Annotated in this window: 12 protein-coding genes; 9 read left to right on the forward strand and 3 right to left on the reverse strand. The window is 66.0% G+C overall.

The genetic code is table 11. The features are described from left to right. Positions 1-15: 15 nt before the first annotated feature. The gene (locus IP92_RS17425) at positions 16-558 is read left to right on the forward strand and encodes a carboxymuconolactone decarboxylase family protein (protein ID WP_145877267.1); all 543 of its coding nucleotides are present in this window, start codon (positions 16-18) and stop codon (positions 556-558) included. A gap of 16 nt (positions 559-574) precedes the next feature. Here IP92_RS17425 and IP92_RS17430 read toward each other — a convergent pair whose 3' ends face one another. Continuing rightward, complete coding sequence (locus IP92_RS17430; RefSeq protein ID WP_145877269.1) at positions 575-883, reverse strand: hypothetical protein; 309 nt, start codon at positions 881-883, stop codon at positions 575-577. Positions 884-980: 97 nt separating this feature from the next. Here IP92_RS17430 and IP92_RS17435 point away from each other — a divergent pair, with 97 nt between their 5' ends. Continuing rightward, positions 981-1,250: a MoaD/ThiS family protein gene (locus tag IP92_RS17435; protein ID WP_145877272.1), complete on the forward strand. Its 270-nt coding sequence runs from the start codon at positions 981-983 to the stop codon at positions 1,248-1,250. A 1-nt stretch (position 1,251) separates the two neighbouring features. After that, a complete protein-coding gene (locus tag IP92_RS17440; RefSeq protein ID WP_145877274.1) occupies positions 1,252-2,337 on the forward strand; it encodes a WD40/YVTN/BNR-like repeat-containing protein in 1,086 nt (361 codons plus the stop codon). 24 nt (positions 2,338-2,361) lie between these two features. On the opposite strand, the gene IP92_RS17445 is transcribed toward IP92_RS17440, so the two are convergent. After that, positions 2,362-2,976, reverse strand: a complete 615-nt coding sequence (locus IP92_RS17445) for a TetR/AcrR family transcriptional regulator (protein ID WP_145877276.1) — start codon at positions 2,974-2,976, stop codon at positions 2,362-2,364. A 115-nt stretch (positions 2,977-3,091) separates the two neighbouring features. On the opposite strand from IP92_RS17445, the gene IP92_RS17450 reads away from it, so the two are divergent. The 3 genes from IP92_RS17450 to IP92_RS17460 all read left to right on the forward strand — a co-directional run bounded on the left by IP92_RS17450 (position 3,092) and on the right by IP92_RS17460 (position 6,653). Continuing rightward, positions 3,092-4,093 carry an MBL fold metallo-hydrolase gene (locus IP92_RS17450; protein ID WP_145877278.1) on the forward strand — a complete coding sequence of 334 codons (1,002 nt, stop codon included), beginning with the start codon at positions 3,092-3,094 and terminating at the stop codon, positions 4,091-4,093. Positions 4,094-4,179: 86 nt separating this feature from the next. Next, on the forward strand, positions 4,180-6,198 hold the full coding sequence (locus tag IP92_RS17455; protein ID WP_145877280.1) for a 3'-5' exonuclease: 2,019 nt from the start codon (positions 4,180-4,182) through the stop codon (positions 6,196-6,198). 89 nt (positions 6,199-6,287) lie between these two features. After that, entirely contained in the window at positions 6,288-6,653 is a 366-nt protein-coding gene (locus tag IP92_RS17460) for a hypothetical protein (protein ID WP_158206767.1), read from the forward strand. A gap of 143 nt (positions 6,654-6,796) precedes the next feature. Here IP92_RS17460 and IP92_RS17465 read toward each other — a convergent pair whose 3' ends face one another. Then, the gene (locus IP92_RS17465; RefSeq protein WP_145877284.1) at positions 6,797-9,379 is read right to left on the reverse strand and encodes a TonB-dependent receptor; all 2,583 of its coding nucleotides are present in this window, start codon (positions 9,377-9,379) and stop codon (positions 6,797-6,799) included. A 226-nt stretch (positions 9,380-9,605) separates the two neighbouring features. On the opposite strand from IP92_RS17465, the gene IP92_RS17470 reads away from it, so the two are divergent. The 3 genes from IP92_RS17470 to pgmB all read left to right on the forward strand — a co-directional run bounded on the left by IP92_RS17470 (position 9,606) and on the right by pgmB (position 13,656). After that, a complete protein-coding gene (locus tag IP92_RS17470) occupies positions 9,606-10,598 on the forward strand; it encodes a LacI family DNA-binding transcriptional regulator (RefSeq protein WP_229418829.1) in 993 nt (330 codons plus the stop codon). Positions 10,599-10,693: 95 nt separating this feature from the next. Then, positions 10,694-13,015 (forward strand): glycoside hydrolase family 65 protein, encoded by a 2,322-nt coding sequence (locus IP92_RS17475; RefSeq protein ID WP_145877287.1) that lies wholly within the window; start codon positions 10,694-10,696, stop codon positions 13,013-13,015. Next, the gene (gene pgmB, locus IP92_RS17480) at positions 13,012-13,656 is read left to right on the forward strand and encodes a beta-phosphoglucomutase (protein WP_145877289.1); all 645 of its coding nucleotides are present in this window, start codon (positions 13,012-13,014) and stop codon (positions 13,654-13,656) included. Before IP92_RS17475 ends, pgmB begins: the two co-directional genes overlap by 4 nt. The last annotated feature ends 26 nt before the right edge of the window (positions 13,657-13,682 follow it).

Consider the following 13,682-nt stretch of genomic DNA (forward strand, 5'->3'; position numbering starts at 1 on the left):
GAAAAGGAGCACACCATGAACCGCCTCTTCACCCAGCCTGCCGCCCAAGCCACCGGTCACGCCGCCGAACTGTTCGGCGCGATCAAGGGCGCCATCGGCGTCGTACCGAATGCATATGCGGCGATCGGCAGCAACAGCCCCGTCGCCCTGGAAGCCGCGCTGAACCTCGACGCGGCACTGCGCAAGAGCAGCCTGTCGGCACGCGACATCGAAGTGATCAAGCTGGCCGTCAGCGAGCTGGCCGGCTGCGATTACTGCCTTGCCGCGCACACGCTGGCAGGCCGCAAGGCGGGACTGCCGGCCGATGCGATGATCCAGCTGCGCAAAGGGGAAGCGACGGGCGATGCACGCGTCGATGCGTTGACGGCTCTTGTTCGGGCGATCGTCGGCACGCGCGGTACGGTGCCGGAGGAAGTGGTGCGCGCCGCGCAGCATGCCGGCATCAGCGACGCGCAGCTCGTCGACACGCTGCTGGCTGTGACCAGCATCACGTTCACGAACCTGTTCAACCGCGTCAACGACACGGTGCTGGACTTCCCGGCCGCGCCGCGGGTGTAACAGGGCAGGGCGCCCGTCAGGTGCCCTTGCCGCGCAGCCGCGCCAGCAGCGCCTCGGTCTGTTCGTTCAGCGGCAGGCCGTGGCGCCGCAGCAGCTGCACGTGCAGCACGAGGTTTTCCAGCACCAGCTTGGCGGAGACCGCCAGCAGGGTCAGGCGCCGGTCTTCTTCCGAAAACGACTCCATCGCGTCGGCCATCTCGCACAGGTGGCTGGCGACGATGCCGCGCAAATCCTTCTCGTCGAACGGCAGGTCGGCGAAATCGATCGGGTCTTCCTGTTCCACTTCCTGCATCAGCAGCTCAAGCTCCTGCTGGGTTATCGACATGTGCCCTCCCGGTGTTGCGTGGATGTGTTGCCAGCTCATTGTAGGCCAACGGCCGGCTTGAGCCGCGCTAGAATCGTCGGATACGGAGACGACTCGCTTGGCGCAAATCATTTTCACCCAACAACTGGCGCGCTTTCTGCCCGTGCCGCGGCTGGTCACGGACGCGGCCACGTTGCGCGCCGCGCTCGACGAAGTCTGCGCCGCCAATCCGCGCCTGGCCGCTTACGTGCTCGACGACCAGGGCCGGCTGCGGCCGAACGTCGCCGCGTTCGTCGACGGCCGCCGCTGCCGCGATCCCGTGCTGCTGGACGATCCCGTCCGGCCCGATTCCACGATCCACATCCTGCAAGCGCTATCCGGAGGCTGACATGACGGACCACGCATTCATTGCCACCCGCAAGGGACTGTTCGAACTGACGCGGCAAGACGGCGCCTGGCAGCTGTCGCCGCCCCATTTCCCCGGCGATCCCGTCTCCATCGTGCTGCACGATGCGCGCGACGGCAGCACGTATGCGGCCCTCAATCTCGGCCACTTCGGTGCGAAACTGCACCGGCGCGATGCCGGCAGCGCTACCTGGACGGAAGTGGGGGTACCCGGTTACCCTTTGAAACCGGCGGACAGCGTGGACAAGACCGACTGGTCGCTGAAGCAGATCTGGTCGCTCGAGGCGGGCGGCGCCGACCAGCCGGGCGTGCTGTGGGCGGGTACCTTGCCGGGCGGCCTGTTCCGCTCGGCCGACCGCGGTGCAACGTGGCAGCTGGTCGAATCGCTGTGGAACGAACCGGGCCGGCCTGAATGGTTCGGCGGCGGCTATGACACACCCGGCATCCACAGCATCTGCGTCGACCCGCGCGACAGTGCCAGCGTGCTGGTCGGCGTTTCGTGCGGCGGCGTATGGCTGACGAATGACGGCGGCCGCAGCTGGAGCCTGCGCACCAGGGGCATGGCGGCGCGCTACATGCCGCCCGAGCTGATGGACAAGGGCGACGCCCAGGACCCCCACCGGATCGTCCGTTGCGCCGGCGCGCCGGATGTGCTGTGGTGCCAGCATCATTGCGGCATCTGGGTGTCGCGCGACAACGGCGCCAATTGGGAAGAAGCGCAGGCGCCGCGGTCGTCGTTCGGTTTTGCCGTCGCGGCTCATCCGCGGGAGGCTGGCACCGCATGGTTCGTGCCCGCGATCGCCGACCAGCAGCGCGTGCCGGTCGACGCGGCGCTGGCTGTTACCCGCACACGGGACGGCGGCACCACGTTCGAGACGCTGCGTGAAGGGTTGCCGCAGCAGCACTGCTATGACCTGGTGTACCGGCACGGACTGGCGATCGCAGATGACGGTGTCACGCTCCTGATGGGGTCCACGACCGGCGGCGTGTGGCTGTCCGAGGACGGCGGCGCGCGCTGGCAAGCCGTTGCACCTCATCTGCCTCCCGTTTACGCAACCCGTTTTGTGTAAGCGTCACGACAGCACGCTGACGCGTCACGTGCCCCAGTAGCACAGGAACATCTCGACGGCCGTCTCGGCGACGGCCCGCTGCTGCGCATCATCCAGCGGCGGCTGGCCCATCGCCACCTGCGGCCAGAACGCGAACGCCTTCAGTTGCCCCTGCAGCACGCTGGCCATGAAGGCGGGGTCGCCCGCTTTCAGCTTGCCGTCCGCCTGGGCTGCACGCACGAACGCGGCGCCGCCTTCCTCCTTTTCGGCCAGCTTCGCGACCATGCTGCGGGCGCGCTCCGGCGTGTGGATCGCTTCGGCGATCGCCACCTTGGCCAGGTCGAGGAAATAGGGGTCGCGCATCAGCGCCATCTTGTGGCGCAGCAGCGCCATCAGCTGGTCCCGCAGCGGCTGGCCGGGTTGGTAAGCCTCCGGCGTGGCGGCGGCGCTGCAGGCCCACAGCTCCTGCAGGATCTGCGCAAACAGGTCATCCTTGCTGGGGAAGTGGTTGTACACCGTGCGTTTCGACACGCCGGCCGTCGCCGCCACGCGGTCCATCGACGTGGCTTCGAAACCATTGGCGCGGAATTCCGCGATCGCGGCCTGCACGATGGCGGCACGCTTGCGGTCGGTCAGGCGAATGGGGGACAGATCGGACATGCGGCTATTTTACACCGGGTAGTTTACTTTTCTCGGTTCCGCGGGTAGACTAAAAACTACACTGTGTAGTTTACCCAACGATTTTTTCGCCAGCCCGACTTCCCAAGGAGTGGACATGACCACGACCACCGCACACGTCTCCCCGCAGATCCAGAACGGCCGTTACCGCAATCCGGCGCGGATGCACCGTAGCGGCGTGCGCAAGACGCTGCGCATTCTGTGGCGGGCACTGTTCGACAAGCCAACGGACACGGTGCCGGCCCAGCCGATCCCCGTGCAGGCGTTGACGCGCGAGGCGGTGCTGGCGGTGCCGGACCATACCGTGTTCCGCCTGGGCCATTCGACCGTGCTGCTGAAGCTGAACGGCGGCCTGTGGCTGACCGACCCGGTGTTCGCAAAGCGTGCCTCGCCGTTCAGCTGGCTGGGGCCGGCGCGCTTCCATGCGCCGCCGCTGACGGTCGATGAACTGCCGCCGCTGCAAGGCGTGATCTTGTCGCACGACCACTACGACCATCTGGACCAGGCGGCGATCGAGGCGCTGGCCGCGAAGACCGCGTATTTCGTCACGCCGCTGGGCGTCGGTGACCGGTTGGCGAAGTGGGGCGTGCCGTCCGAGAAGATCCGCCAGCTGGACTGGTGGCGTTCCGTGAAACTGGGCGGCGTGGAGCTCACTTGCACGCCCGCCCAGCATTTTTCCGGCCGCGGACTGTCGGATGGGAACAGCACGCTGTGGTGCTCGTGGGTCATCGACAGCGGCGAGCGGCGCGTGTTCTTTTCCGGCGACTCCGGCTACTTCCGCGGCTTCAAGGCGATCGGCGACCGCTTCGGCCCGTTCGACCTGACGATGATCGAAACGGGTGCCTACAACGAGCAGTGGCCGGACGTGCACATGCAGCCTGAGGAAACCATGCAGGCCCACATCGACCTGCGCGGCAACGTGCTGCTGCCGATCCATAACGGCACGTTCGACCTGGCGTTCCACGCGTGGCACGAGCCGCTCGACCGGATTGCCGCGCTGGCCGATGCGCAGGGCCAGCGGCTGGCGACGCCCGTGATGGGCCAGGCGCTCGACCTGGCCGCGCCGCACGTCGACACCCGATGGTGGCGCCCGGCCTGACGTTCCCTGAGGTTTCTCTGAGGTTTCCAGTATAGTGCCGCCACGAGCAATACACGAGCAATACACGAGCAATACCAAGGACAGCGATGGCGCACGAACCCAGCAAGGAACAGGCCGAAATCATCCAATCCCGCGCGAACGTCATCCTGATCGATGCGGTCGCGGGTGCGGGCAAGACCACGACGTTGTGCATGACCGGCATCGAGGCATGCCGGCGTGGCCTGGCGCCGGCCGCCGTCACGTGCCTGGCGTTCTCGGACGGAGCGAAGAAGCGCTTCGTCGAGAAGCTGGCCGAGGAGGGCGCGCCATCCGGCATCGCGCCATTGACGATCGCCGAGTTCGCGCTGCGCCACCTGCGCAAGCTCGACACCACCGGACTGTTCGCGCTGCCGCCGCTGCTCGGCCCCGCGCAGGTGCGCGACCGGCTCACGGAAGCGGCGGCAGCGGTCTGGCAGCGTTACGAAGCGAACGGCACGCAGTCCGACTTCGACTTCGGCATCGAGCAAAGCCCGGACCGCATCGACCACCTGTTCCAGGTACTGCGCCTGTTGAAGGCAACACTGTCCACGCACCGCTTCGGCGACGACGACTTCGCCTCGGTGCAGCGCTTCGAGATGGCGGACGAGCTGGACCTGCCAGTCGAACTGATCGACATCTGCGCGGCATACGAACGGCTGCGCGAACCGGAGCCGGGCGAATTCAACTGGCAAACGGCGGACGACTTCGTGCCCGACCTCGTGCGCGTGCTGGACCTGAATCAGGGCGCCGCCCAGCAGCTGTGGGCACCGGCGCTGTACCTGATCGACGAATGGCATGACGTGAATGCTGCCGAGTTCGCGCTGGTGCGCCTGCTGAAGCGGCGCGCGCGCCTCATCGTCGTGGGCGACCGCGACCAGGTCATCGATGCCGCGCGCGGTGCCGCGCTGCGCTTTTCCACCGACCTGTTTTCGGCCACGTATCCGGAAGCGGCACGGCTGCCGCTGCGCCGCTCGCGCCGCTTCGGCGCCGCGCTGGCACGTGCCGCATCACGGCTCACATCCCGTCCCGTCGAAGCGCTCGACGGCCTGCACACGGTGCAGCACAAGCTGGCGTACGACCCGGGTGTGCCGATGGGATGCGCGCGCGCCGTCGCGGCCCACGTGAAGTCGCTGCATGGCGCGCACCATGACGTGAAGCTGTCCGACATCGCGATCGTCACGCGCGAGGACGACCAGAGCATCGACCTCGAAAACGCACTGATCGATGCGAACATCCCGTACCGCTGCGAGGGCATCGAGTCGTATCTGCTGCGTCCCGAGATACTGTTCATGCGCGCGCTGCTGCACATCGTCAGCGGTTGCTACGACACGCTGGACAAGGACAAGCCGACCGTGCGCGCGATGGTCGGTGCGCTGGCGGCGTTCGTGTCGATGCCGGGCGATGCGGCACAATTCGACAGCAGCTACCTGCAGGTCAGCCGTACCGCCCGCCACGATCCGCTGGAGCAGGCGATCGAGACGGTGGCGGCCACGCCGGCATCGCTGCACTGGTTCTTCGACGGAATCGTCTGCAAGCCGCACGATGCGGACACGATCATCACGCGCAACTGGAAAGCGAAGTTCGCCGCGTGCGTGGCCACGCTGGCCGAGCGCAAGGAGACCCTCGCCACCGCGGCCGACGTGCTGCAGGCCGTGCGGGGAATGATCGACCTGAAGGCGGCCGTCGGCCGCGCGGTGCCGCGGCGCAGCGAGGCCGATGCGGCGCTGCGCTCGATCGCCCACTTCGCCGAGTTCGCAGCGGCCTATGGGAACAAGCCGGTCGAGCAATTCCTGCAGGAGCTGCGCGGCCGCCAGCGCAAGCTGTCTGCCCGCACCGATGCGAATCGCGCACGTGCGCAGCTCGTGCTGACGACCGTGCGAACGGCGAAGGGGCAGGAGTGGAACCACGTGATCGTGCCTTACCTGCAGCACGGCGAATTCCCGCGCAGCGCCGACCTGGCCGAGGAGCGCCGCTTCCTGTACGTGGCGATGACGCGGGCGCAGGAAAGCCTGACGTTGTGCCAGCCGGACGAGGCGCACCGGCGGATGTGGAGTCCGCTGTTGCATGGGGCGGAAGCGCGGGCCTGAAGTGTCCGGTAAAGGCGGAGGATGAAATGAGGCACGATATATACTTTGTGATCGCACCTAACGCAACTCTGGTCTCGCGCTTGGAGGAGATGGACACGGGTGAAATGTCAGACCTGCGAGACCCGGTGATGTGGTCGGGGTTCGAGTTCGATAAGGGGGGCCTGGCGGAAAAAGGCCTCGACAGACTTATCAAGCTCCTCTTTCTCGATGTTTTGCGCCGAGAGCAAATATCAGAGCCCCGCTTCCATGACATATTTGATGGCCTGCAGATCAGTGAGGCATATTTCGACCTCCTTTGGACAATCCAGCGTCCGCCTCTTGATATGTCTGTCGATATCGCCATTGCGGACGCACTTGCGAGTGGGACGATTGATGAAATCGAAAGTGCCGGCGGCGACGCGATCGGAAGTTATCTGGTGAATTATCGAAAGAGATTCACGACCCGCAAAAAATAGTGGAGAAGGGTAGGGAAGGCGTCAAAGTACGAACAACATGCTTGCGTATTCGTACATAAAAAAAAGCGGCCCGCAGGCCGCCAAAGTGAGATTCGGCGCGGGCGGCCTTGGATTCCACCCGTCCAGGGACATCTCAAAACAGGTCAGAACCGATACATCACCGAAGCTTCCCACGTGCGGCCGAACAGCGGGCGCGCGTTGATCGGGCCCGTGCCGCCCGTCGTCAGGCGCGAGTTGCCTTCGGTGAGACCCAGCTCGTTTGACAGGTTGTTGCCGCTGACGCGGAATTCGATCTTCTCGCCGATGCGGAACACGGCACCCAGGTCGTACGTCTTGTACGACGGCAGGTACTGCTGGTTCAGCTGGTCGGCCCAGCGGTCGCCGATGTACGTGAACGTGCCATACAGTTTCAGCTCGTTGTCGCCGATCGGGATCCGGTACGACGGCGTGAAGCGGTATTGCAGCTTCGGCTGGCGCTGCACGCGCTTGCCGGCGGTATCCGGATTGTCCTTGTACTCCGAATCCTGCCAGTCGCCCGTCAGCGTCAGGGTCAGGTCGCGGATCGGGCGCAGGCCCAGCTCGAACTCCACGCCGTTGCCCTTCGAGCCGCTGACGCGGTTCAGGATCGTGCCGTCGGCCAGGATCTGCTGGAACGCGATGCCGTCGAACTCCGTGTGGAAGTAGTTGATGTACGCGCTGTACAGCGGCGTCGCCGTCTTGAAGCCTACCTCGAACTGCTTGATGCTCGGCGTCGGCAGGATGCTGCGGTCGTCCACCTTCGCTTGCGTGCCGGCGTTGCGCAGGTCGTCGAACGCGACGAACGTGTGGCCCTTGTTGGCGCGGGCGAAGATGCTGGCGTCGCGGGCCAGCTTGAAGTTGCCGCCCACGGTGAACGACGTGGCCGAATCCGTGCGGTGCAGCGCCGTGTTCGAACCGGTCGGCGTCGACGTGTTGTTGTTGTAGACGGTCAGCGGGTTGTTGTCCGCATCGATCGTCGTCAGGTTCGACACGGTCGCATCGAGCTTCTGGCGCTCGCGCCGCACACCGCCGTCGACCTTGATGCGGTCGTTGACCTTCCATTCGTTGGCGATGAACAGGGCCGTGTTGCTGCCGTCATAAGTGGCCACCGGCGCGTAGTTGACGGGGCCTTCCTTGCCCTGGTTCGACACGATCACGCCGTTATCGAGGCGCACGTCGATCAGCCGGGCGTTGGGCACGGCCGTCATCAGGTGGCTGTTACCGAGGTACCAGACGTCGTCCGACGAGTAGTTGGCGAAATAGCCGCCGATCGTCACCGTATTGTCCTTCATCCATTCGCGGCTGACGCGAATCTCGTCGGTGGCGGACTGCAGCTGCTTCTCGACGGCCCACAGGCCGGCCTGCACCACCTGCTGGTCGGCGGCGACGGGCGTGCCGTCCAGGTAGCGGGCCGTCGCGCGGGTCGCGCCGGCGCCATAGGTGGCCAGCGCATTGGCGTTATAGGCGCTCATCGACAGCGGGTTATTCCCGGTGAACATGGCCACCGTGTTCAGGTCGCCGTCGAAGTAATTGAACTTGTTCGACACGTTCCAGCCGGAGATCGTCTGCGCGAAGTCGATGCCGAACACGGTGGACTTCAGGCCGCGGCCATCGCCCAAGTCGTAGTTCAGTGTGCGGCCGGGGCCCGCTTCGACGGTGAAGCGGCGCATCTCGCCGCTCATCAACGTGCCCGTCAGCGGATCGAAGCCGGGGAACTCGGAGATCGTGCGGCCTTCGTTCGACGAGATCAGCGGCACGCCCGTGTAGAACGCGTTCTTGTCGTCCGTGCGGCGGGCGTAGAACGTCACCTCGCCCTGGTCCAGCTTGCGCGTCAAGGTCGCAGTGATCTGGCCGCCCTTGTCGGCCGGGAAGCCGGCATCGCGCACGCCGTTCGTGTTGCGGTAGAAGCCGCCGATCGTGCCGTACCAGTTGTCGGCGATCTTGCCGCCGTAGTAGACGTCCACGCGACGCAGTTCACCCGTGCCCGTCGAGAAGCGGATCGAGCCTTCCGGCGTGTCCGTGCCCTTTTTCAGGATGAAGTTCATCGTCGCGCCGGGCTGGCCGCTGGAGAAGATCGTGCTTGGGCCGCCGCGTAGTACTTCCACGCGCTCCACCGTATCGTCCAGGCGGAACGCCGACGAGCCTTCGAAGAACGACAGCGTCGGCACCGGATAGATCGGATTGCCCATCAGCTGCACGGACACGAACGGCGAGTCGGAGCCGGACGGGAAGCCGCGCACTTCGATGTTCGCGCCGGACTGGCCTCCCGTCGCTTCGGCATACACGCCGGGCACCAGCTTCAGGATGTCGGCGGTGCTGCTGGGCGACGCCTGTTTCAATTGTTCCTCGCTGGCCGTCGTGATCGAGAATGCCGAGTCGAGCTTGCGCACGCCGCCGGTGGCGACGCCCGTCACGACCACTTGCTGGATCTCGTTTTGGACCGCATTGCTGGTCGCGGCCTGCGCGCCGGTTTGGCCGCCGCCCTGGGCGCCGGCACCGGATGCGCCGGCGCTGTCCTGCGCGGCCGGTGCCGCGGCCGTGGCGTCTTGCGGCGCGGCCGGCGTCTGCTGGGGTGTGGCGGGTACGGTGGCCTGGGCGTCCTGGGGCACTGCCGGTGCTTGCTGTGGCGTGGCCGTCGTCTCTTGCGCGGCCTGGGCGTGGCTGGCCTGGTGGGCGAGCGTCAGGATGGCGAGGGAAATCGAGGACATCAGAAATCTGTTCTTCATGGCGGTTCGCTTTCTTGTGATGGATTGTCGTCTCCGGACAATGCGCCGTGGCCGGCGCTGCCGCTTTGGCCGTGTTGTTCGGCCGTTATGCTTGCCATTGAAGCGCAAAAATGACATCGATGTCAATCGAATTGTTATCGATGTCATTTTTCGTGACAACTGTGGCGAATCTGTCATAATGCCCCCTGATTTTTTCTCTAGGCGAGCGATGGCGACTGCGAAAACCGATTCCGGACTGACGATGGAAGACCTGGCCCAGCTGGCCGGCGTCTCCAAGATCACCGTGTCGCGGGCGCTCCGCAACAGCCCGCTGGTGACCGACGCCACCCGCGAAAAGGTGCGCCGCATCGCCGAGGAGCAGGGCTATCGCTTCAACGTCAGCGCGCGTAACCTGCGCATGGGGCGGTCGTATTCCGTCGCGGTTGTGGTAGAAATGACACCGGAGAAGGGCCGGCCGATGTCCGATCCGTATCCGCTGGAACTGTTGGGCGGCATCACGCAGGAGCTGACGACGGCCGGCTACAGCGTCGTGCTGACGTCGAAGCAATTGCTCGACACGGCACCGGTGCAGGGCGCGGACGGCTTGATCCTGCTGGGCCAGGGCTCGCATGGCGAAGCCGTCACGGCGCTGCAGAAGACGGGCCGCCCGCTCGTCGTCTGGGGCGCGCCGGCACCGGATTCGGATACCGTCGTCGTCGGCAGCGACAACCGCAAGGGCGGCATCAGCGCCGCGCACCGCTTCCTCGAGCAGGGCCGCAAGAAGCTCGTGTTCCTGGGCGACGTCGACCACGCGGAGGTGCAGGAGCGCTGCGCCGGCTTCATCGACGCGATCGGCGGCCAGGGCACGGTGCACATCATGCGCCCGAAGGCGTTCACGTTCGAGGCGGGCTTCGATTGCATCTCGGCGCTGTTGAAGAAGAAGGGCCCCGTGTTCGACGGCGTGTTCGCCGCCAGCGACCTGCTGGCGATGGGCGCGATCCGCGCGCTCGCGGAGAAAAACCTGCGCGTGCCTGAAATCGTTTCCGTGATCGGTTACGACGATACGCCCGGAGCGGCCAGCTTCGTGCCGCCGCTGACGTCCGTGCACCAGTACCTGCGCGACGGCGGCGTGCTGCTGGCGAAAAAAATGCTGGACCTGATGAACGGCCAGCCTGCCACATCCGAAGTGCTGCCCACCACGCTGATGGTGCGGCAGACGTGAGCAACCTTTAAAAGCAAGCAGTGACACCCCGCCAGCCGGCACCCTGCAGCGTGATGCAAGTGAAATCCAAACCGGTTTGAACAAGTGAGGAGACCGTGAATACCAACCCCACCCACCGCTTTCCCCCTGATCCGTGGTGCCTGCGCGAACAGGCGCTGGACCCGGCCACCCATTTCCTGAACGAGACGCTGTTCGCGCTCGGTAACGGCTACATCGGCGTGCGCGGCACGGCCGAAGAGGGCTGGTCCGGCCCGGCCGGCACGTCGCTCGACGGCACCTACCTGAACGGCTTCTACGAGTCCGAGCCGATCCACTACCCGGAAACGGCACACGGGCTGGCGAAGACGAACCAGTTCATGCTGAACGTGCCGAATGCGAAAGGCATCGGGATCTGGCTGGAGGACGAGCGCTTCGATCCGCTGCAAGGGCGGCTGGAGGCATACGAGCGCCGGCTGGACGTGCGCACCGGTGTGCTGGAACGTTCGCTGCGCTGGACGTCGCCGCAGGGCCGCACGATCGCGCTCTCCAGCCGGCGGCTCGTGAGCTTCGCCGAGAAGCACCTGCTGGCGCTGGAGGTCGAGGTCACGCCGCTCAATTTCGCGGGCACGGTGCGCATCGTGGCGGCGCTCGACGGCGCCGTGAAGAACCTGGAGGCAGGTGACGATCCACGTGTGGGCTCGTCGGTGTCCGGCGCGTCGCTGGAACTGGTGGGCACCGAGCAGGCCGGCCACTTCAGCGCGCTGGTGCAGCGCACCCGCAACAGCGGCTTCATGCTGGTCAGCGCCACGCTGACGGAGGCCACGGGCGAACCGGAATGCCGGCGCGGCAACCTGCGCCTGGAGCAGGTGTACACGCTGCAGGCCGTGCAGGACCAGCCGCTGCGTGTGACGAAGTACGCGGCGTACCACACGTCGCGCGACTATCCGGAGAATGAACTGATGGCGCGCAGCCGCGCCGTGCTCGAAGCGGCGCGCGCGGACGGCTTCGCGGCGCTGGCCGCGCGGCAGGAAGCCTACCTGGCCGACTTCTGGGGCCACGCGGACGTCGAGATCATCGGCGACGACCTGCTGCAGCAAGGCATGCGCTTCAACGAATTCCACCTGTTGCAATCGGTGGGCCGCGACGGCAAGACGAACATCTCGGCGAAGGGCGTCACGGGCGAGGGCTATGAAGGCCACTACTTCTGGGACACGGAGATCTACATCTTCCCGTTCTTCCTGTACAACAAGCCGGAGATCGCCCGCGCACTGCTGGAGTACCGCTGGGCGGGCCTGGAGTCGGCGCGCCGGCGCGCGCGCCAGATGTCGCACCCGAAAGGCGCGTTGTACCCGTGGCGCACGATCGCCGGCGAAGAATGCTCGGCCTACTTCCCGGCCGGCACCGCGCAGTACCACATCAACGCCGACGTCGCGTACTCGATCCGCCAATATCTGGAAGCGACGGGCGACGACGACTGGATGCGCGCGCATGGCGCCGAGATCGTGATGGAAACGGCGCGCATCTGGACCGCGATCGGCAGCTACGACCGCCACGGCCGCTTCGTCATCAACGAGGTGACGGGGCCGGACGAATACACGGCGCTCGTCAACAACAATTACTACACGAACGCGATGGCGCAGGCGCACCTCGAGTTTGCCGCCGCGCTGTCCGACCGGCTGGCGCGCGAGTTCCCCGACGATCACGCCCGCGTCGTGCGTTCGATGGAACTCGATCCCGCCGAGCCGGACGAGTGGCGCCGCGCGGCCGGCCGCATGTTCCTGCCGTACGACGCCGAGCTGCGCATCCATGAGCAGGACGACAGCTTCCTGTCCAAGAAGCGCTGGGATTTCGCCGGTACGCCGAAGGAAAACTATCCGCTGCTGCTGAACTACCACCCGATGGTGATCTACCGGCACCAGGTGTGCAAGCAGGCGGACGTCGTGCTGGCGCTGCTGCTGCTGTCGTCACGCTTCGACGCGGCCGACAAGCAGCGCGACTTCGACTACTACGAGGCGGTGACGACGCACGACTCGTCGCTGTCCTCGTGCATCTTCTCGATCATCGCCGCCGAAGTGGGCTATGCCGACAAGGCGTACGACTACTTCATGGAGACGGCCCGCCTCGACCTGGACGACACCCACGGCAATACATGCCACGGCGTGCACACGGCGGCGATGGCCGGCACGTGGATGGGCGTGGCGTACGGCTTCGGCGGCATGCGCACCGATGGCGGCACGTTGCGGTTCGCGCCGACGCTGCCGAAGCGCTGGCAAGGCTACCGCTTCCGCATCCACCTGCGCGGCTGCCTGCTGCAGGTCAGCGTCACGGAAACGGGGACCATCTACAGCCTGCTGCAGGGCGACGCGCTGGAGTTCACCCACCATGGCCGCGGCGTCGCGCTGACGGCCGCACAACCGCAACACGAGGAGGCGGCATGAGTCGATTCGCAGCAGTGATCTTCGACCTGGACGGCGTCATCACCGACACCGCCCGCTACCATTACCTGGCCTGGAAGCGCCTGGCCGAGTCGCAGGGCGTGCATTTCGACGAGGCGTTCAACGAGCACCTGAAGGGCATCGACCGGATGGGCTCCCTGGAGCTGATCCTGGCATCCGCAACGCGCCGCTACAGCGACGCCGAAAAGCTGGCGCTGGCCACCGAAAAGAACGAGCATTACAAGGAGCTGATCGCAACGATGACGCCGAGCGACCTGCTGCCCGGCGCCGTGGCGGCGCTGGACGACTGCCGCGCCGCGGGCCTGAAGATCGGCCTGGCCTCCGTCAGCCGCAACGCGTTCACGGTGCTCGACCGCCTCGGCATCACGGGCAAGTTCGACTACGTCGTCGATGCGGGCACGATCGCCAAGGGCAAGCCCGATCCGGAGATCTTCCTGAAGGCGGCGCGCGAGCTGCGCGTGACGCCGGACGCATGCTTCGGCGTGGAGGATGCCGTGGCGGGCGTCTCGTCGATCAAGGCGGCGGGCATGTATGCCGTGGGCGTCGGCGACCCGCAGGTACTGGCGGCGGCGGACATCGTGATTCCCGACCTGACGCAGTTCCGGCTCGAACAATATAAATAATTTATAAAAACAGCGGAGGAGACATC

The organism is Pseudoduganella flava (assembly GCF_007830495.1).
GTDB lineage: Bacteria > Pseudomonadota > Gammaproteobacteria > Burkholderiales > Burkholderiaceae_D > Rugamonas > Rugamonas flava.

What these genes read in the sequence shown, in the direction of transcription:
- IP92_RS17425 (WP_145877267.1), top strand. Translation starts at nt 16, where the DNA reads ATGAACCGCCTCTTCACCCAGCCTGCCGCCCAAGCCACCGGTCACGCC.
- IP92_RS17430 (WP_145877269.1), bottom strand. Translation starts at nt 883, where the DNA reads ATGTCGATAACCCAGCAGGAGCTTGAGCTGCTGATGCAGGAAGTGGAA.
- IP92_RS17440 (WP_145877274.1), top strand. Translation starts at nt 1,252, where the DNA reads ATGACGGACCACGCATTCATTGCCACCCGCAAGGGACTGTTCGAACTG.
- IP92_RS17445 (WP_145877276.1), bottom strand. Translation starts at nt 2,976, where the DNA reads ATGTCCGATCTGTCCCCCATTCGCCTGACCGACCGCAAGCGTGCCGCC.
- IP92_RS17450 (WP_145877278.1), top strand. Translation starts at nt 3,092, where the DNA reads ATGACCACGACCACCGCACACGTCTCCCCGCAGATCCAGAACGGCCGT.
- IP92_RS17455 (WP_145877280.1), top strand. Translation starts at nt 4,180, where the DNA reads ATGGCGCACGAACCCAGCAAGGAACAGGCCGAAATCATCCAATCCCGC.
- IP92_RS17460 (WP_158206767.1), top strand. Translation starts at nt 6,288, where the DNA reads ATGGACACGGGTGAAATGTCAGACCTGCGAGACCCGGTGATGTGGTCG.
- IP92_RS17465 (WP_145877284.1), bottom strand. Translation starts at nt 9,379, where the DNA reads ATGTCCTCGATTTCCCTCGCCATCCTGACGCTCGCCCACCAGGCCAGC.
- IP92_RS17470 (WP_229418829.1), top strand. Translation starts at nt 9,606, where the DNA reads ATGGCGACTGCGAAAACCGATTCCGGACTGACGATGGAAGACCTGGCC.
- pgmB (WP_145877289.1), top strand. Translation starts at nt 13,012, where the DNA reads ATGAGTCGATTCGCAGCAGTGATCTTCGACCTGGACGGCGTCATCACC.